The organism is Methylobacterium sp. CM6244 (genome assembly GCF_054817885.1).
Window position 1 is genome coordinate 4,351,269 of record NZ_CM139247.1, and the last position, 16,701, is coordinate 4,367,969.

At 69.7% G+C, this 16,701-nt stretch carries 15 protein-coding genes; 9 read left to right on the plus strand and 6 right to left on the minus strand.

What is annotated here, in order from left to right; genetic code table 11:
• From ACYQML_RS20390 to ACYQML_RS20400, 3 genes are read left to right on the plus strand one after another with little or no spacing between them, the layout of a single operon-like run.
• A complete protein-coding gene (locus ACYQML_RS20390) occupies positions 1-1,599 on the plus strand; it encodes a peptide ABC transporter substrate-binding protein (RefSeq protein ID WP_461233854.1) in 1,599 nt (532 codons plus the stop codon).
• A 16-nt stretch (positions 1,600-1,615) separates the two neighbouring features.
• The gene (locus tag ACYQML_RS20395) at positions 1,616-2,539 is read left to right on the plus strand and encodes an ABC transporter permease (protein WP_461233855.1); all 924 of its coding nucleotides are present in this window, start codon (positions 1,616-1,618) and stop codon (positions 2,537-2,539) included.
• Entirely contained in the window at positions 2,536-3,618 is a 1,083-nt protein-coding gene (locus tag ACYQML_RS20400; protein WP_461233856.1) for an ABC transporter permease, read from the plus strand. Before ACYQML_RS20395 ends, ACYQML_RS20400 begins: the two co-directional genes overlap by 4 nt.
• A 102-nt stretch (positions 3,619-3,720) precedes the next feature.
• Here ACYQML_RS20400 and ACYQML_RS20405 read toward each other — a convergent pair whose 3' ends face one another.
• Both ACYQML_RS20405 and ACYQML_RS20410 read right to left on the minus strand, forming a co-directional pair.
• Positions 3,721-5,445: a diguanylate cyclase gene (locus ACYQML_RS20405; protein WP_461233857.1), complete on the minus strand. Its 1,725-nt coding sequence runs from the start codon at positions 5,443-5,445 to the stop codon at positions 3,721-3,723.
• Positions 5,446-5,787: 342 nt separating this feature from the next.
• Positions 5,788-6,042, minus strand: a complete 255-nt coding sequence (locus ACYQML_RS20410; protein WP_056425126.1) for a hypothetical protein — start codon at positions 6,040-6,042, stop codon at positions 5,788-5,790.
• A gap of 124 nt (positions 6,043-6,166) precedes the next feature.
• On the opposite strand from ACYQML_RS20410, the gene ACYQML_RS20415 reads away from it, so the two are divergent.
• A complete protein-coding gene (locus ACYQML_RS20415) occupies positions 6,167-7,645 on the plus strand; it encodes an MFS transporter (RefSeq protein WP_461233858.1) in 1,479 nt (492 codons plus the stop codon).
• Between the two features lie 33 nt (positions 7,646-7,678).
• On the opposite strand, the gene ACYQML_RS20420 is transcribed toward ACYQML_RS20415, so the two are convergent.
• On the minus strand, positions 7,679-8,380 hold the full coding sequence (locus ACYQML_RS20420; protein WP_419953777.1) for an SDR family NAD(P)-dependent oxidoreductase: 702 nt from the start codon (positions 8,378-8,380) through the stop codon (positions 7,679-7,681).
• A 63-nt stretch (positions 8,381-8,443) separates the two neighbouring features.
• Positions 8,444-8,917 (minus strand): nucleoside deaminase, encoded by a 474-nt coding sequence (locus ACYQML_RS20425; RefSeq protein WP_461233859.1) that lies wholly within the window; start codon positions 8,915-8,917, stop codon positions 8,444-8,446.
• A 143-nt stretch (positions 8,918-9,060) separates the two neighbouring features.
• Here ACYQML_RS20425 and ACYQML_RS20430 point away from each other — a divergent pair, with 143 nt between their 5' ends.
• The 4 genes from ACYQML_RS20430 (at position 9,061) to ACYQML_RS20445 (ending at position 13,376) form a co-directional block, all read left to right on the plus strand.
• Positions 9,061-9,264: a CsbD family protein gene (locus tag ACYQML_RS20430; protein WP_056425115.1), complete on the plus strand. Its 204-nt coding sequence runs from the start codon at positions 9,061-9,063 to the stop codon at positions 9,262-9,264.
• 150 nt (positions 9,265-9,414) lie between these two features.
• Entirely contained in the window at positions 9,415-11,622 is a 2,208-nt protein-coding gene (locus tag ACYQML_RS20435) for a pseudouridine synthase (protein WP_461233860.1), read from the plus strand.
• Positions 11,619-12,176, plus strand: a complete 558-nt coding sequence (rsmD, locus tag ACYQML_RS20440; protein WP_461223066.1) for a 16S rRNA (guanine(966)-N(2))-methyltransferase RsmD — start codon at positions 11,619-11,621, stop codon at positions 12,174-12,176. The genes ACYQML_RS20435 and rsmD overlap by 4 nt, the downstream gene beginning before the upstream one ends.
• A 66-nt stretch (positions 12,177-12,242) precedes the next feature.
• Positions 12,243-13,376 carry a spore photoproduct lyase family protein gene (locus ACYQML_RS20445; protein ID WP_461233861.1) on the plus strand — a complete coding sequence of 378 codons (1,134 nt, stop codon included), beginning with the start codon at positions 12,243-12,245 and terminating at the stop codon, positions 13,374-13,376.
• 43 nt (positions 13,377-13,419) lie between these two features.
• On the opposite strand, the gene ACYQML_RS20450 is transcribed toward ACYQML_RS20445, so the two are convergent.
• A complete protein-coding gene (locus tag ACYQML_RS20450) occupies positions 13,420-13,824 on the minus strand; it encodes a winged helix-turn-helix transcriptional regulator (RefSeq protein WP_207411803.1) in 405 nt (134 codons plus the stop codon).
• 76 nt (positions 13,825-13,900) lie between these two features.
• Here ACYQML_RS20450 and ACYQML_RS20455 point away from each other — a divergent pair, with 76 nt between their 5' ends.
• On the plus strand, positions 13,901-14,512 hold the full coding sequence (locus ACYQML_RS20455) for an FMN-dependent NADH-azoreductase (RefSeq protein WP_461233862.1): 612 nt from the start codon (positions 13,901-13,903) through the stop codon (positions 14,510-14,512).
• A gap of 126 nt (positions 14,513-14,638) precedes the next feature.
• Here ACYQML_RS20455 and mutL read toward each other — a convergent pair whose 3' ends face one another.
• Positions 14,639-16,636 (minus strand): DNA mismatch repair endonuclease MutL, encoded by a 1,998-nt coding sequence (gene mutL / locus ACYQML_RS20460; protein WP_461233863.1) that lies wholly within the window; start codon positions 16,634-16,636, stop codon positions 14,639-14,641.
• Between the last annotated feature and the right edge of the window lie 65 nt (positions 16,637-16,701).

The window sequence follows — 16,701 nt, forward strand, 5'->3', positions numbered from 1 at the left end:
ATGCGCCCTGACCGCCGGGCCTGCCTCTTCGGTGGCGGTGCTCTGCTCGTGGCTGGAACAAGCTCGGCGCGCGCGACCGGCGGGCCGGTCTACCGGCGCGGTAACGATGCCGATCCGGAAACCCTCGATCCGCACAAATCCTCCACCGTGGCGGAGGCGCATATCCTGCGCGACCTCTACGAGGGGCTGCTGACCTACGACAATCACGGGGCCATCATCCCGGGTGCGGCGACGCATTGGACTGTCTCGGACGACGCCCTGACCTACACGTTTCATCTGCGCGAGGACGGGCGCTGGTCGAACGGCGATCCGGTCGTGGCGGCGGATTTCGTCTTCGGCCTGCGCCGGATACTGCACCCCGCGACGGCGGCGAAATATGCCGAAGTGTTGTATCCGCTGAAGAACGCCCGCGCCGTGAACCAGGGCGAGGCTGCGCCGGAGAGCCTCGGCGTGACGGCGCCGGATGCGCGGACCCTCGTCATCACCCTCGACCGGCCGACGCCCTACCTCCTCGAACTCCTCACCCACCAGACCTCCCTGCCGGTGCATCCGCCTTCCGTCTCGCGCTTCGGCGATGCCTTCACCCGGCCGGGCAACCTCGTCAGCAACGGTGCCTACGCCCTCGTCGATTGGGTGCCGAACGACCGTATCACATTGACACGAAACCGTTTTTTCCATGCGGCGGCCTGCGTCTCGATCGAGACGGTGGCCTTCCTGCCGACCCCGGATCTCTCCAGCGCGGTTCGCCGCTACGCCGCCGGCGAGATCGAGTCCCTCGCCGACCTGCCGGGGGACCAGATGGCCTCACTGAAGGAGAGGTTCGGCGGTCAGGTCGTCCTCGGCCCGTCGCTCGGGCTCTATGCCCTGGCCGTCAATATCCAGAAGCCCCCGTTCGACGACGTCCGGGTGCGACAGGCCTTATCCCTTGTGATCGATCGTGAATTCCTGGCCGAGAGACTGTGGGGCGAGACCATGGCACCGGCCTATTCCCTCTGCCCGCCGGGCCTCGACAATTACCGCACGCCGCCGGAACTCGCCGGGCGGAACGCGATGCCCATCGACCGTGAGGAGGAGGCACGGTCACTCCTCGCCGCGGCCGGCTTCGGGCCCGGCGGCAAGCCCCTCCGGGTCGAGTATCGCTTCAACAGCACCGACAACAACCGCAACGCGGCGGTCGCTCTCACCGACATGTGGCGGGGCATCGGCGTCGAGACGCGCCTCGTCTATACCGATGCCAAAACCCATTTCGCCCACCTGCGCGACGGCGGTGATTTCGATGTGGCCCGCATGTCCTGGGTCGCCGATTACTCCGATCCGCAAAATTTCCTGTTCCTCCTTGAGACCGACAATGACGGGCTCAACCCCGGTCGTTACAGCAATCCGGCCTATGACGGGCTGATGCGCGAGGCGGCCGCCGAGCGGGATCTCGCCAGGCGGGCCGACCTCCTGTTCCGGGCCGAGGCGATCATCCTCGACGAGTTGCCGTGGATCCCGGTGCTCCACACCCGGTCGAAGGCACTGATCTCGGCCCGTCTCACCGGCTATCACCCGAACCCGCGCAACGCGTCGCCGACGCGTTTCCTGAAGCTCGACGCGTGACGGGCGGGATCCCGGCATGATCGGCTTCGTCCTGCGCCGCCTCGCCCAGGCGATCCCGACCCTGTTCCTCGTCGTGACGGGCAGCTTCTTCCTGATCCGCCTCGCCCCCGGTGGACCCTTCGACCTGGAGCGTCCGCTGCCGCCGGCGGCGATGCAGAATCTCGCCCGTGTCTACGGCCTCGACCAGCCCCTCATCGTCCAATACGGCCGCTACCTCGCCGCACTGATCCAGGGCGATCTCGGCCCCTCCTTCTCGTTCCGCGACCTGACCGTGGCCGACCTGTTCGCGCGTGGCCTGCCCGTCTCCATGACCCTCGGCGGCCTCGCCCTCCTTCTGTCCCTGAGCGTGGGAATCGGCCTCGGAGCCTGGGCGGCGTTCCGGCGCGGCGGATGGATCGACCGGGCCATCGGCCTTCTCGCCGGGCTGACCCTGGCGATCCCGACTTTCGTCGTGGCGCCCCTGCTCCAGATCGTGTTCGGCCTGAGCCTGCGCTGGTTGCCGGTGGGCAGCTGGGAGGGCGGCGCGCCCTCGCATCTGGTGCTTCCCGTGCTCACCCTCGCGCTGCCGCAGATCGGCGCCATCGCCCGGCTGACGCGGACGTCCCTCAACGAGACCCTGAACGCCCAGCCGGTCCGCACCATGCGCGCAATGGGCCTGCCGCCCCGACGCGTCGCCCGCCATGCCCTGCGCGGGGCGCTGCTGCCCGTGGTCGCGATCCTCGGGCCCGTGGCGGCCGGGCTGCTGACGGGGTCGGTGGTGGTGGAGACGATCTTCGGCTTGCCCGGGATCGGGCGGGCCTTCGTCGATGGGGCGCTCAACCGCGACTACACCCTGGTGATGGGCACCGTCATCCTCGTGGCATTGTTCGTCACTCTGCTCAACATCGTCGCCGACATCGCCTGTGCGCTCCTCGATCCGCGCCTGAGGCACGGGCGATGAGCCGCGCCTGGACCCGCTTCGCGTGGAACCGCGGCGCCCTTGCCGCCTCTTTGATCCTCGTCTCGATGATGCTCGCCTGCCTCGTCGGGCCGTTCCTCACCGGCCACGAACCCGGGCGGATCTATCCCGATCTCGTCCGCATCGCGCCCGGCCTCGCCGCTCATCCCGAGCCCGGGGAGGTCGCTCCGGCACTGACCCGCCTCGCTTTCCGCATGCGTGTCTCGGTCTCGGACGTCACCGTCTCGGGCGGCCGCGTCCGCATGGTGGTGTCTGACCCGGCCAGGCCCGTCGACGAGCGCGTCCTCGCCTATCTCCCCCGCTCCGACCTGTTCGGCGCCCCCCGCATCGTCGAGCGTCTCGACGAGGGTCGCCGCCTCGTCGTCGAGGCGCCGCTCGGCCGCCTGCGCTTCCTCATGGGAACCGACATGCTCGGGCGGGACCTCCTCACCCGCAGCCTCGTCGCGGGGCGGGTCTCGCTCCTCATCGGTGGCGTCGCCACCGCCGTGGCGCTGCTGATCGGGATCGCCTACGGCGCGGCGGCCGGCTACCTCGGCGGCGTGGCCGACGCGGTGATGATGCGCATCGTCGACATCCTCTACGCCCTGCCCTTCGTCTTCTTCGTCATCATGCTGCTGGTGTTCTTCCGCTCCGGATTGGGGCTGATCCTGGTGGCGATCGGCGCGGTGGAATGGCTCGACATGGCCCGCCTCGTGCGCGCCCAGACCCTGTCGCTACGCGCCCGCGACTTCGTGCGTGCGGCCGAGGCGCTCGGGCTTTCGACACCGGCCATCCTCTGGCGCCATATCGTCCCGAACACCCTCGGTCCCGTCACGGTGGCGGCGACCCTGCTCGTGCCCAAGGTGATCCTGCTGGAGAGCTTCCTGTCGTTCCTCGGCCTCGGGGTGCAGGAGCCGGCCACCAGCTGGGGGGCACTGATCGCGGACGGCGCGCGCACCCTCGAATCCGCCCCGTGGATGCTCGCCGGCCCCGCCGCCTTCCTCGTCCTGACCCTCATCGCCCTCAACACGATCGGCGATGGTCTCGCGGATGCCCTCGACCCGCGCCTCTCGGAGACCTGACGGTCCGGCCGAGAACGTGCGAGCGTCCCTCGGCCGCCGCAGGCGGAAGCCCCGCGACGCGCGCCGGCAGAAGGCGGGTGGCCGACCCGTCGACGAACGGGGCTACGCGACCGAACGCAGATCGTCGATGTCGATCTCGAACGTATGCACGCAGTTGCGACCGCGGGATTTCGCCTCGTAGAGGGCGCGGTCCGCGCGCTCGATGATGCGGTCGATGTCCGTGTCGAATTTCTCCGCCTCGGCGATGCCGATGCTGATCGTCGCCAGGAGGCGATCGTTGTCGGCCTCGAACACCGTGCTGGCCACGGTCTGTCGGATACGCTCCGCGATGATCGCGGCACCGGCGGCATTGTTGTCGTTGAGGAGAACCACGAACTCCTCGCCTCCGAAACGCGCCACCTTGTCCGTGGTCCTGATCGTATCGTTGATGATGGTGCCGACCTTGCGGATCACCACATCCCCCGCCGGGTGGCCGTAACGGTCGTTCACCCGCTTGAAATGATCGATGTCGATCATCAGCACCGAGAGGGGGCGCTGATAGCGTCTAAAATCGCCGAGGGCGTCCTTCGCGAGGGGCAGGAACGCGCGCCGGTTCAGCAGGCCCGTGAGAGCGTCCCTGTTCGCGATCAGCTTCATGGCCTGGAGATCGGCGCCGATGCGCTCGATCCTGTCCTGGGCGGCCCGGACGGCCCGCGACGCTTCGAGTTCCACGTCGCGTGCATCGGCTTCGGCGGTGCCGATCCGTCGCAACAGGGATCTGACCGCGGCGGACAGGCGCAACACTTCGGGGGAGCCCTGGACGCGCTCCGTCATCGTCGCATTTCGCTCGCGGCCGATCCGGTCGACCGCATCCGTGAGACGCGCCAGCGGGCGGCTGAGGCGCGTCACCACGAGGAAAATGCCGAGCGTGCCGAGCGCGCCCGCGCCGAGGCCGACAAGGGTGATGAGGACCGTGAGCCTGTGGGCACCCGCGAGGGCCGTCTGCACCGGCTGGAGGGCCACGACGATCCATCCGAGGCCGGTGTAATCGCCCCGCCCCCTCGTCGCCGAGACGGCCGCGAACTGGTCTCCGCCGGGGCTGCGCGCGATGAAATGGCCGGCGGCGAGATCGGCAGGCGAATACGGATGGGTGCCGAGCGCCGGCCCCATGAGCACGCGGCCGGTCCGGTCGAGGACGACGACCTCCTCCTTCAGTTCGGGGCGGCGTGAGGACAGGACCTCCCGGCGCACCCCGTCGGCCCAGCTCCAGCTGAGATGACTTCCCAGGACGCCGATGGTCCGGCCCGATGCGTCGATGACGGGCGATGCGAGATCGACGAACCGGAAGTGCGTTCCGTCGGCATTGGGTTTGAGCAGAGTCTGCAGCAGGGCCGCGAGATGGACGTCCTCGGCCGCCGCGCCTTTGATTCCATCGATGAACCAAGGACGCTGGCCGACATTCGCACCTTCCAGGATACCGCCCGTCGCAGCCCGAACCTTTCCGGTCTCGTCCGCAAAGCCGATCCAGGCATAATCCGGGAAGGTCTTCTGCATCGATTGCAGGACGTTGCGGAGACTCCCGGTATTCTCCATCCAGTGAGGCTGCAGCGGATCGAGCGCGGCCACGTTGCGGATCTCGCGCAGGCGTTCCGCCATATCCTGGTCCAGACGATCGGCAACGGAGCGTGCGACCTGCAGCAGCGCGTTCTCGGCCATGTCGGTGGCCTGCGCGCGCGCCAGCAAGGCAGAGCCCAGCGTGACCGCGGCCACGATCGTGAGGCCGACCGCCCCGGTGACGAGGCTGATCTGATGCCGCAGCGAGATCTTGTTGGCGAGCCGTTTCAGCATCGTTACCGATCCTTTAATCAGACCGGACCTTGCAGCCCATGGGCTTGCGAGACCGTCAACCGGTAGAGTCAATTTTTCCTATAAAATGCAACTTCCGTCCGTGACCGGACAGTGCCGCGTCGCGTGGTCGAACGACAATCCACGCTCGCCCCTCGTATCGGTCCTCAGCCCGTTCGTGGGTGTCGAGATCTTAAGCGAGATGACGGAGCGAGGTCTTTGAACGATATCTTTGCGGTCGGGAGCCGATAGTGCCGATCGGCAAATGACAACGATGATTCTTGTTGTGTGAATCATCGCGACAACCATGATCGGTCTTGTCACGATGGGCTGCCGGCCGGGTCGTCATTGGGCAGGCAGGAGCCCGGGATAGACCACCCGCACGGCACGCCGTTCCGCCGGGATGTCGGCCGCCGGGCGATCCTTCGCCACCGTGCCGGTGCTTCCCGTCATCGTCACATCGGCGGGGCGAAGGCGCCAGCGCTCGGCGCCGCTCGGCTGGCTGCGCGAGATCTCCGTGGCGCGTAGGGACGTCGGCACGATCGCGACGGCCGTAAGGGCCGTGGTGGCGAGAATGACGGAGAGGAGGCGGGAATACATCGGAGGCGGCACCCGGAGACGAGTACCGTGAGTGAAGCGTGAACAGGTAAAGACGCCGACGGAACCGCGACGCTTGGCCGTTCATTGCCAACAGCAATCGTATCCGGTGGTTAACGAGGCGTCGATGACGAGTATGGTCGAAGCAAAGTCGGGCTCTCCCGCGCCCGAGCGGGTTCCGATGGGCACGGTGATCGATACCGATATTTCCGCTCGTCTCGACCGTTTGCCCTGGGGACGCTTCCACGTTCTCGTCATCGTGGCGCTCGGCATCACCTGGGTCCTCGACGGTCTCGAAGTCACCCTGGCGGGCTCGCTCGTGGGCGCCCTGCGGGCCGAGCCCATGAGCTTCACCGAGTTCGATATCGGTCTGGCGGCGAGTTCCTATCTCGTCGGTGCCGTCGTCGGGGCCCTGGGCTTCGGCTGGCTCACCGACCGGATCGGCCGCAAGAAGCTGTTCTTCATCACGCTGGCCCTGTACCTCGCCGCCACCGCGACCACCGGCCTGTCCTGGGACATCTACAGCTTCTGCATCTTCCGGTTCCTCACCGGCGCGGGCATCGGCGGTGAATACACCGCCATCAACTCCACCATCCAGGAACTCGTCCCGGCCCGCGTGCGCGGCTGGACCGACCTCGTCATCAACGGTTCGTTCTGGATCGGGGCGGCCCTCGGCTCCTTCCTCTCCATCGCGGTTTTGCGCCCCGGCATGATCGACCCGGCCTGGGGCTGGCGCATCGCCTTCTTCGTCGGCGGCGGTATCGGCCTCGTGATCCTGCTGCTGCGGACATGGATCCCCGAGAGCCCGCGCTGGCTCGCCACCCACGGCTACGTCGCCGAGGCGGACCGGGTCGTCACCAGCATCGAAAAGCGCTTCATCGACGAGGGCATCACCCTTCCTCCGGTGGACGAATCCAAGCGGATGAAGCTGAGGACGCGCAGCCACACGCCGCTAAAGGAAGTCTTCGGCACCATGCTGGTCGGCTACCGCAAGCAGACCCTGGTGGGCCTCGCCCTGATGATCGCTCAGGCCTTCTTCTACAACGCGCTGTTCTTCACCTACGCCCTCGTGCTCCAGCGCTTCTACGGGGTGCCGGGCGACCATGTCGGCTGGTACCTGCTGCCCTTCGCGCTCGGATCGTTCCTCGGGCCGCTGCTGCTCGGACGGCTGTTCGACACGATCGGCCGTCGCCAGATGATCGCCTTCACCTACGGCATCTCGGCGGTGCTGCTCGCCATCACCGGCTACCTGTTCAAGATCGAGGTGTTCGGCCCCGTCGGCCAGACGGCGGCCTGGATGGTGGTGTTCTTCTTCGCCTCCGCCGCCGCGAGCGCCGCCTATCTCACCGTGGCCGAGACTTTCCCGCTGGAGATCCGGGCGCTCGCCATCGCGGTGTTCTACGCGCTTGGCACAGGCATCGGCGGCGTCTCCGGTCCGCTGCTGTTCGGCGCCCTGGTCGAGACGGGGTCCCGCGACAACGTGCTGATCGGCTACGGCATCGGTGCCGCTCTCATGCTGATCGCCGCCATCGTCGGCGGAGTCTGGGGCACGGCCGCAGAGGGCAAGTCCCTGGAGGATGTCTCGAAGCCGTTGGCGGCGGCCTGATCGCCGGCCGGTTCCGAGGCGCTCCCAAGTGCCTCAGAACCGCTCGACCCAGGGACGCAGCGCGATCTCGGAGGTCCAGGCGCTGCGGTCCTGACGCAGGACGTCCCAATAGGCCGAGGCGATGGCATCGGGATCGAGCAGGCTGTCGGGCGCCTCGGCCGGCTCCGGGCGCTTAGCGCTGCGGATCCCGCCGTCGATGACGAAATGGGCGACATGGATGCCCTTCGGCTGGAGTTCCCGCGCGAGGCTCTGCGACAGGCCGCGCAAGCCGAACTTGCCCATGGCGAAGGCGGCAGATTCGGCATGGCCCTTCACGCTGGCCGAGGCTCCAGTGAGCAGGATCGCGCCGTGGCGCCCCGGCAGCATGCGTCGTGCGGCGGCCTGGGCGACGAGGAAGCCGCCGAAGGCCGAGACCATCACCGACTGACGCACCGCGTCCGGGTCGAGATCGGCGATGGGGCCTCGCAACCGGCCGCTGGCATTGTAGACCACCACGTCGGGCGGGCCTCCGAGCGCCGGCTCCATCCGGGCGAACAGAGCCTCCACCTCGGCCGGATCGGCGGCATCGCAGGCATGGATGGCCGCCCCCGTCTCGGCCGCCAGGCGCTCGAGTTTCCCGACGCTGCGCGAGGCGAGGCCGACCCGCAGGCCTTCACGGGCGAAACGCCGGGCCAGCGAGGCGCTCAGGCCCTCTCCGGCCCCGACGATGAGGGCACGCCGATAGGTCGCGATCATGGGTATCTCCGGGACGCAAGATTCGGATGGCCGCCGTTTGTACGATGGGCAAGGCGTCTCGCGTCAGCCCTCCCGCCTGTCGCGAAAGAAGTCGCGCAGGAGATTGGCCGCCTCCGCCTCGCGCAAGCCGCCATAGACGTCCGGCGCGTGGTGGCAGGTGGGCTGGTTGAAGACCCGTGGCCCGTGCTCCACCCCGCCGCCCTTCGGGTCGAGGGCCGCGAAATAGACCCGGCGAATGCGCGCGAACGAGATGGCGCCCGCACACATCGGGCATGGCTCCAGGGTGACGTAGAGGTCGCAGCCGATGAGGCGCTCGTCGTCGATGGCGGTGCAGGCGGCGCGGATCGCCAGGATTTCCGCATGGGCGGTGGGATCGCGAAGCGCCCGGGGGCGATTGTGAGCGACGCTGAGGACGAGGCCGTTCCGTACGATCACGGCGCCGACCGGCACTTCGCCCTCCCCGGCCGCGCGGCGGGCGGCGTCGAAAGCGAGGCTCAACGGGTCGGTCGCGGCCTTCGAGGAAATGGGCGCAGTCACGATCGTCGAGCCCAAGCCTTTGTATTCGTTGAACGAAGGAAGCGGTCGAGATCCCGTGATCGGGCCCGGCAGGAACATCGCTGAGGCTGAGCCGTTTCATCTCCAACGCGGCCAAGGCCGCAGGATCTTATCAGGAGCAGACGATGAGCAGCACCACTGACAAGATCAAGGGGCTCGCCAACGAGGCGGTCGGTAACGTGAAGCAGGGCATCGGCAATGCCACGGATAACGACAAGCTCAAGGCCGAAGGCAAGGCCCAGGAATTGAAGGGCGATGCCCAGAAGACCGTCGGCGACGCCAAGGACGGCGTCAAGAACGCTGCCGACACGGTGAAGAGCAAGCTCTGAACCTCGGCATCCAGCCCGACTGGATGAGGAACGAAGGCAGCCGAAAGGCTGCCTTTTTCGTGATCGGCCGCAATGCCCCCTTGCGCGACGGGCAGGCCGCCCCACGCGCAATCGCTCGCAACCTTGCCTCCGCTCTGTTATGGGGCTCGGATGAGCGACAAGACAGACGAACAGACGGGCGGGTCCGAGGACGCGCCCGAGACCAACAGCGTTTCCGGCGAAGCCTGGACCCCGGCGACCGATGCGGGCGTGCCCGGCCCCTCGGCCGAGGAGCAGCCGAAGCCCCGCCGGGCAGCCGCGCCCGCCAGGGGAGGAGACGCTCCCCTGCGCCGCAAGGCCGCCCTGCCGAGGCCTGCGGCCAAGGCCGGGGACGATGCCGCCGCCGGTGATTCCGATTCGGCGACGCCCGAGGGCGACCGTATCGCCAAGGCGATCGCGCGTGCCGGCATCGCCTCCCGCCGCGACGTCGAGGCGATGATCGCCGAAGGCCGCGTCACCCTCAACGGCAAGGTGCTGACCTCGCCGGCGATCAACGTGACGGATGCCGACGAGATCACCGTCGACGGTGAGCCCTTGCCCGCCCGCGAGCGGACCCGGCTGTGGATCTATCACAAGCCGCGTGGCCTCGTGACCACGGCGCGCGATCCGGAAGGGCGCCAGACCGTCTTCGAGGCCCTACCCGAGGACCTGCCGCGCGTGGTCGCCATCGGCCGCCTCGACATCAACACCGAAGGCCTGCTGCTTCTGACCAACGATGGCGGCCTCGCCAAGGTGATCGCCCATCCCGATACCGGATGGCTGCGGCGCTACCGCGTCCGCGCGCATGGCGACACGAATCAGGCCGAGCTCGACAAGCTGCGCAAGGGCGTCACCATCGACGGCATGGATTACGGCCCGGTGGACGCGGTCCTCGACCGGTCCTCGGGCGACAACCTCTGGCTCACGCTGGGCCTGCGTGAGGGCAAGAACCGCGAGGTCAAGCGCATCCTCGAACATCTGGGTCTGGCCGTGAACCGGCTGATCCGCCTGTCCTTCGGCCCGTTCCAACTCGGTGACCTCGAAGTCGGTCTGGTGGAAGAGATCCGCACCAAGGTGCTCAAGGAGCAGCTGGGCCCGACCCTCGCCGATCAGGCCGGTGTCGATTTCACCAGCCCCAACCGTGAGCCCATCGCCCCGTTCGGCTCGCCGAAACCCGCGCAGCAGCAGGCGAAACAGCCCGCCCGCAGCGCCTCGGCGGCCGCGGCGCGTAGCGCAGGGCGCAGCTATGACGATGCCCCGCGCGGTTATGAGCGCGGCGGTGACCGTGATCGCGGCGGCGACCGCCCCCTGCGCAAGCCCGCCGAACCCGCACGGGTCCCCACCGGCGGCAACAGTGCCGGCCCCCGGCGCTCGGTCTGGCGCGCGGACGAGGCCGCACCGCAGGAGGACGGCCCGCGCCGGGTCAAGATCCCCCGCCGTGGCGCCGATCCCAAGGCGGAGCGTGAGGCATCCGCCGCTCGCGGCCGCGAGCGCGTGGGCGCGATCAACACCGGCGAGCGTCGTGTCCTGGTGGAGCGTCTGAAGGCGAGCCCGCAGGAGCCGGCTCCCGAGCCGCATCGCCGTGATCGCGGTGCACGGCGTGACGAGACGGGCGCCGCCGAGCGTCCGGTCCGGACGCTGCGCCAATCCGATGCCAAGGCGGCCCGCCGCGAGGAGGCCGATGCCCGCCCGCCGCAGCGCCGGTTCGACGGAGATTCCAGGCCCCCGCGCAGCGATGCAAGGCCTCCGCGCAGCGATGCAAGGCCTCCGCGCCGGGACGATGCTCCGCGCGGCGGTTTCGGGCGGCCCGATGGCGCAGAGCGGCGCGGTCCGCCTCGTGGCGGCGACGAGCGCCCCCGCAGCTTCAAGCCTCGCGATGGCGGGGGCTTCAACGACCGCGCGGAACGCCCGGCCTTCAATCGCGGCGAGCCGCGCGGGGACAGGCCGGCGGGATTCCGCGGTGACAAGCCGGCCTTCAATCGTGGCGGGGACGATCGTCCCGGTGGCGGCCGGCCGGGTGGGTTCAAGCCGGGCGGCTTCAAGGGAGCGGGCTTCAAGGGCCGCTCCGACGACCGCCAGGGCGGCGACCGTGACATCGGCGCCGAACGCTCGGGCGCCGATCGTGGCGGCTTCCGCCCGGGCGGAAAGCCCGGTGGGTTCGGCAAGCCCGGCGGATCGGGGAAACCCGCCGGGGCCGGAAGGCCGGGCGGGTTCAAGGCGGGCGGTTCCTCCCGTCCCGGCGGTTCGGCCAAGCCCGGCGGTTTCGGCAATCGCGGCGGCGGCGCGGGCGGTAAGCCCGGTGGCGGGGGCGGACGTCCGCCCCGTGGCGGCTCGCGGTGAGGATCGTCGGCGGCGACCTGCGTGGACGCCGCCTCGCCACCCCGAAATCGGACGCGATCCGGCCAACCTCGGATCGCCTGCGCGAGGCGCTCTTCAACGTTCTCGCCCATGCCTATGACGACGCGGTGGCGGGCGCGCGGGTTCTCGATCTCTTCGCCGGAACCGGGGCGCTGAGCTTCGAGGCCCTGTCCCGCGAGGCGAGCTACGCGCTCCTGGTGGACGAGGGGGCGGAAGCGCGCGGTCTGATCCGCGAGAACATCGATGCGTTGGGCTGCGCCGGCAAGACGCGGCTGTTCCGCCGCGATGCGACCAAGCTCGGCCCGGCCGGCACCAGCGGGACCTTCACCCTCGTCTTCTGCGATCCCCCCTACAACAGGGACCTCGCGCCGGCCGCTCTCGCCAGCGCGTCCCATGGCGGGTGGCTCGCCCCCGGCGCCCTCGTGGTGGTGGAGGAAGCGGCGGGCGCCAACGTCGCGCTGCCGCCGGGCTTCACCGAGCTCGAACGACGGGTCTACGGAGACACCGCCCTGGCCTTCGCGCGCTTCCAGGCCTGACGCGTCGACCCTGCGACCCCGGCGCGCGCCGGGAACCCCGGGGCATCGCCGCCGCGTTGCTCCGCCATGGTCCTCGATGACGCCACACGCGATCCCGTCACGGCCGAACCGGCGAAGGCCGGGCCGGTAGAGGGGCTGCGTGACGCGCGCCTGTGGAGGCCGCGCCGTGTCCTGGTGACGCCGGCGGCCCTGGACCATGCCCATGGCCGTGCGATGCTCGCGCGGGCCGAGGCGCTCGGTCTCCCGGTGGAGCGCCTGAAAAGCAACCGTCTCACCGGCCTGCGCGACGAGGATCCGCGCCGGGCCTATCGCGAGGCGAAGGCGACCCTCGCCATCGTGGTGGCGCCACCGACCAAGCTGAGGCTGCAGCCGATTCCGCCCAGTGCCGACTGGCGCTTCGATCTCGCGGAGGGCTGCCCGGCCCATTGCCAGTATTGCTACCTTGCCGGCTCCCTGTCCGGCCCTCCGGTGACGCGGGCCTATGCCAATCTCGACGCCATCCTCGGGAATCTGCCGGCCTATCTCGGTGAGGGCAGCGTCACCTCGGCCCAGGCCGGCCGGGTCGAAGAGGGCACAACCTTCGAGGCCTCCTGCTACACCGACCCCCTCGGCATCGAGCACCTGACCGGCTCGCTCTCGGCGGCGATCACGCATTTCGGCGCCTGGGACGCGGCGGTGCAATTGCGCTTTACGACGAAATTCGCCGCCGTCGAGCCGCTTCTGGCCCTGCCCCATCGGGGCCGGACCCGCGTGCGGTTCTCCCTCAACGCGCGTCCCGCCGCGCGCTACGAGGGCGGCACCGCCAGTCTCGACGCCCGCCTGCTGGCGCTCGGGGCCATGGCCCGCGCCGGCTACCCGGTAGGTCTCACCATCGCGCCGATCATCGCCGTTCCCGATTGGCCGGACGCCTATGAGGGACTCCTGCGGGAGGTGGCGGAGGCGCTGTCCGGCGTGTCCAACCCCGACCTCACCGTGGAGCTCATCACGCACCGGTTCACGCCGGGGTCGAAGGACGTGCTCCAGGGCTGGTATCCCGGCTCCGACCTGCCGATGCGGGAGGACGAGCGCAGTCGCAAGCTCACCAAGTTCGGCTCGGTGAAATACGTCTATCCCCGCGATCTGATGCGGACCATGCGGGAGACGATCACCGCCGCCGTCGCGCGCGAACTGCCCTTCGCGCGGGTCCTCTACTGGACCTGATCGGCCGGTCTTCCCGCTGTCACGCCCGTCGAACGCCCCGGTCTCAAGCCGGGTCCGTCTCGCCGCCGGCATCGAAACGGGTCCGCGCGGCCTGGATCGTGGGCAGGTTCGCGAAGGCCCAGGAGCCGAGTGCCTGGACCGGCACCTGCAGCGAGCGGCCGAGCTCGGTGAGTTCATAATCCACCCGGGGCGGGATTGTCGGGGTGACCGTGCGCGAAACGAGGCCGTCTCGCTCCAGGCCGCGCAGGGTGAAGGTGAGCATCCGCTGGGAGATGCCGCCGATGATCCGCTTCAACTCGTTGAAGCGCCGGGGCCCGTCCGTGAGCGTCATCACCACGAGGATGCTCCATTTGTCGCCGACCCGCGCCAGCACCGTACCGACCACCCGGCAATCGCCGGGGCGGTGGGAGGCCTGTGCCTCGGTTACCTCCATGTGACCGGGTTCCACCAATGTGCCTCCTTGCGCGAGCACCGCTCCGGTACTCTATAGCGCCTCGGTATATTTCTGATACCGAGGATCGAACATGAACCTTCTGCACATCGACAGCAGCATCCTGGGCGAGCATTCCGTCAGCCGCGCGGTCTCGGCCGCCATCGTCGCCCGCCTTCAGGCAGGGGCAACGGACCTCGAGACGACCTATCGCGATCTGGCCGCCACGCCGATCCCCCATCTCTCCGGCGCCTATCTCGCAGGCCATCAGCCCAACGCCACCAACACGCCGGACATCCAGAACGACGTCGCGCTCGGCCGCGCGGTGCTGGCGGAGTTCCTAGCCGCCGATATCGTGGTGATCGGCGCGCCGCTCTACAATTTCACGATCTCGACCCAGCTCAAGGCCTGGATCGACCGCATCCTCGTGGCCGGCCGGACCTTCAAATACACCGAGAGCGGCGCCGTCGGCCTCGTGCCCGAGAAACGCATCATCGTCGCCGTGTCGCGCGGCGGCCTTTACGGTGCGGGGTCGCCGACGGCTTCGGCGGAGCATGCCGAGACCTATCTGCGGGTCGTCCTCGGCTTCATCGGCGTGACCAACCCGGAATTCGTCATTGCCGAGGGGATCGCCCTCGGTCCCGAAGCCCGCGAGAAGGCCCTCGCCGGGGCGCTCGACGCCGCTTCCGCCCTGCCGACCGCCTGAGGACGGACGAGCCGGCGCCGCTCCCTAGAGCTGCGCCCGACCACGTTGGGCCGGGGCACATCTCCAGGCCTTTGTTTCGCCGCGCTCTTTTTCGCCGAACCGGCATCCACTTCGGCGGAGAGCGCTCTAGCGCCGGCCGAACAGCCGCTCGATATCCTGGAGCTTCAGTTCCACGAAGGTCGGGCGGCCGTGGTTGCAGGTGCCGGCGAACGGGGTGGCCTCCATCTCGCGCAGGAGCGCGTTCATCTCCTCTGGCCGCAGGCGCCGGCCGGCGCGGACCGAGCCGTGACAGCTGATGCGCGAGAGGATCGCGTCGAGGCGCCGCCCGAGCGGACCGCCCTCGGTGCCGTCCGCGCTGCCCTCCTCCAGCCCGCTCGCGTCGAGGGCGTCGAGGACGTCCTCCAGCAGGCGGCGAGCGGACGCACCGGCCAGCGCCGTCGGCATTTCACGCACCAGGACCGCACCGGTGCCGAACGCCTCCAGGGTGAGGCCGAGGCGGTCGAGATCCGGGGCGGCGGCGACGAGGCGTTCGGCGTCCTGGGGCGCCATCTCCACCACGTCCGGGATCAGGAGGCCCTGGCGGGCGATGCCGCCGGCGGCGCGCTCGCGCTTCAGCCGCTCGTAGACGAGGCGCTCATGGGCCGCGTGCTGGTCGACGAGGACGATCCCGTCGCGGGTCTGGGCGACGATGTAGGTCTCGTGGAGCTGGGCGCGGGCGGCACCCAGCGGGTGATCGTCCGGCAGGGGCTCCACCTCCGGCTCGCGGATATCGGCGCCGGGCGGCGCGAGATCGCCGGAGAACAGCGCCTGCCCGGCTTCCTCGAATCCCGCCCCCTCGAATCCCGCCCCCTCGAATCCTGCCGTCTCGAACCCTGCCCCGGACCGATCGAACGCCGCCTGCGGGGCCTCGAACAGGCCTGCCCGCGCACCGAAGGACGCTGCCGGCGCGAGGCCGGCAGGCGCGCCGAACGAGGGCAGGCCCGGCGGAAGCGCCGCCCTGCCCGACCAGGCGCCACGTCCAGAATGTGCGGTCATTGCCGGTCGCATCGTCGATGAGGGATGGTGCGGACGCAGGGCGTCCAGGGTGCGGGCGGCCCCCGTGCTGGCGTTGCGCGCTCCCACCTGCCGCAGGGCCTCGTGAATGGCGCTGACGATGAGGGCGCGCACGAGGCCCGGCTCGCGGAAGCGCACCTCGGTCTTGGCGGGATGGACGTTCACGTCGACGAGGGCGGGATCGCAGGTGATGGCGAGGCCGAGCACCGGATGACGGTCCGAACTCATCGTGTCGGCATAGGCCCCGCGCACGGCGCCCAGCAGCAGGCGGTCGCGCACCGGGCGGCCGTTGACCGTGAAGTGGATCTGGTTGCCCGCGCCGCGATGGTAGCTCGGCAGGCCGATATGGCCGGACAGGGCGAAGCCCTCCCGCGCCATGTGGAGGGGGGCGGAACTCGCGCCGAAATCCGGCCCCAGCACCGCCGTGAGCCGGCGCAGGTCGGCGTCGTCGCCGGTCTCGGCGGAAAAGACCAGGGGGCTGCCGCTCTCGGAGCGGAGGGCGAAGCGGATCCGCGGCTGCGCCACGGCGAGACGCCGCAACCCATCGGCGATGGCCAGCGCCTCGGCGCGGTCGGATTTCAGGAATTTCAGCCGCGCCGGCGTCGCCGAGAATAGGTCCGTGACCTCGATCCGCGTGCCGCGCGGGCTCGGTGCGGGACGGACCTCGCCCTTGATGCCGGCATCGACCACCAGGGTCGATCCGGTCTCGGCTTCGGCGGTGCGGCTGGTGAGGGAGAGGCGGGCCACAGCCCCGATGGAGGGCAGCGCCTCGCCGCGAAAGCCGAGGGAATCGATGCGGGTCAGGTCGCCGCCGGGGAGTTTCGAGGTGGCGTGACGCTCCACCGCGAGGGCGAGATCGTCGGCGCTCATGCCGGCGCCGTCATCCACCACGCGGATCAGCCGGCGGCCCCCCGCCTCGATCGTCACCTCGATGCTGGTGGCGCCCGCATCGATGGCGTTCTCCACCAGTTCCTTCACGGCGGAGGCCGGACGCTCCACCACCTCGCCCGCGGCGATGCGGTCCACGAGGATCGGGTCGAGGCGGCGGACGGGGCGGAGCACGGGTGGCATTCCCCCGACCATAGGCGAGCGCGCCGCCGCCTCAAAGCGCTGCCCGCGTCATCGCGGTGCGAAGG

What these genes read in the sequence shown, in the direction of transcription:
- ACYQML_RS20435 (WP_461233860.1), top strand. Translation starts at nt 9,415, where the DNA reads ATGAGCGACAAGACAGACGAACAGACGGGCGGGTCCGAGGACGCGCCC.
- ACYQML_RS20420 (WP_419953777.1), bottom strand. Translation starts at nt 8,380, where the DNA reads ATGATCGCGACCTATCGGCGTGCCCTCATCGTCGGGGCCGGAGAGGGC.
- ACYQML_RS20455 (WP_461233862.1), top strand. Translation starts at nt 13,901, where the DNA reads ATGAACCTTCTGCACATCGACAGCAGCATCCTGGGCGAGCATTCCGTC.
- ACYQML_RS20415 (WP_461233858.1), top strand. Translation starts at nt 6,167, where the DNA reads ATGACGAGTATGGTCGAAGCAAAGTCGGGCTCTCCCGCGCCCGAGCGG.
- ACYQML_RS20400 (WP_461233856.1), top strand. Translation starts at nt 2,536, where the DNA reads ATGAGCCGCGCCTGGACCCGCTTCGCGTGGAACCGCGGCGCCCTTGCC.
- mutL (WP_461233863.1), bottom strand. Translation starts at nt 16,636, where the DNA reads ATGCCACCCGTGCTCCGCCCCGTCCGCCGCCTCGACCCGATCCTCGTG.
- ACYQML_RS20430 (WP_056425115.1), top strand. Translation starts at nt 9,061, where the DNA reads ATGAGCAGCACCACTGACAAGATCAAGGGGCTCGCCAACGAGGCGGTC.
- ACYQML_RS20445 (WP_461233861.1), top strand. Translation starts at nt 12,243, where the DNA reads ATGGTCCTCGATGACGCCACACGCGATCCCGTCACGGCCGAACCGGCG.
- ACYQML_RS20390 (WP_461233854.1), top strand. Translation starts at nt 1, where the DNA reads ATGCGCCCTGACCGCCGGGCCTGCCTCTTCGGTGGCGGTGCTCTGCTC.
- ACYQML_RS20410 (WP_056425126.1), bottom strand. Translation starts at nt 6,042, where the DNA reads ATGTATTCCCGCCTCCTCTCCGTCATTCTCGCCACCACGGCCCTTACG.
- ACYQML_RS20395 (WP_461233855.1), top strand. Translation starts at nt 1,616, where the DNA reads ATGATCGGCTTCGTCCTGCGCCGCCTCGCCCAGGCGATCCCGACCCTG.
- ACYQML_RS20405 (WP_461233857.1), bottom strand. Translation starts at nt 5,445, where the DNA reads ATGCTGAAACGGCTCGCCAACAAGATCTCGCTGCGGCATCAGATCAGC.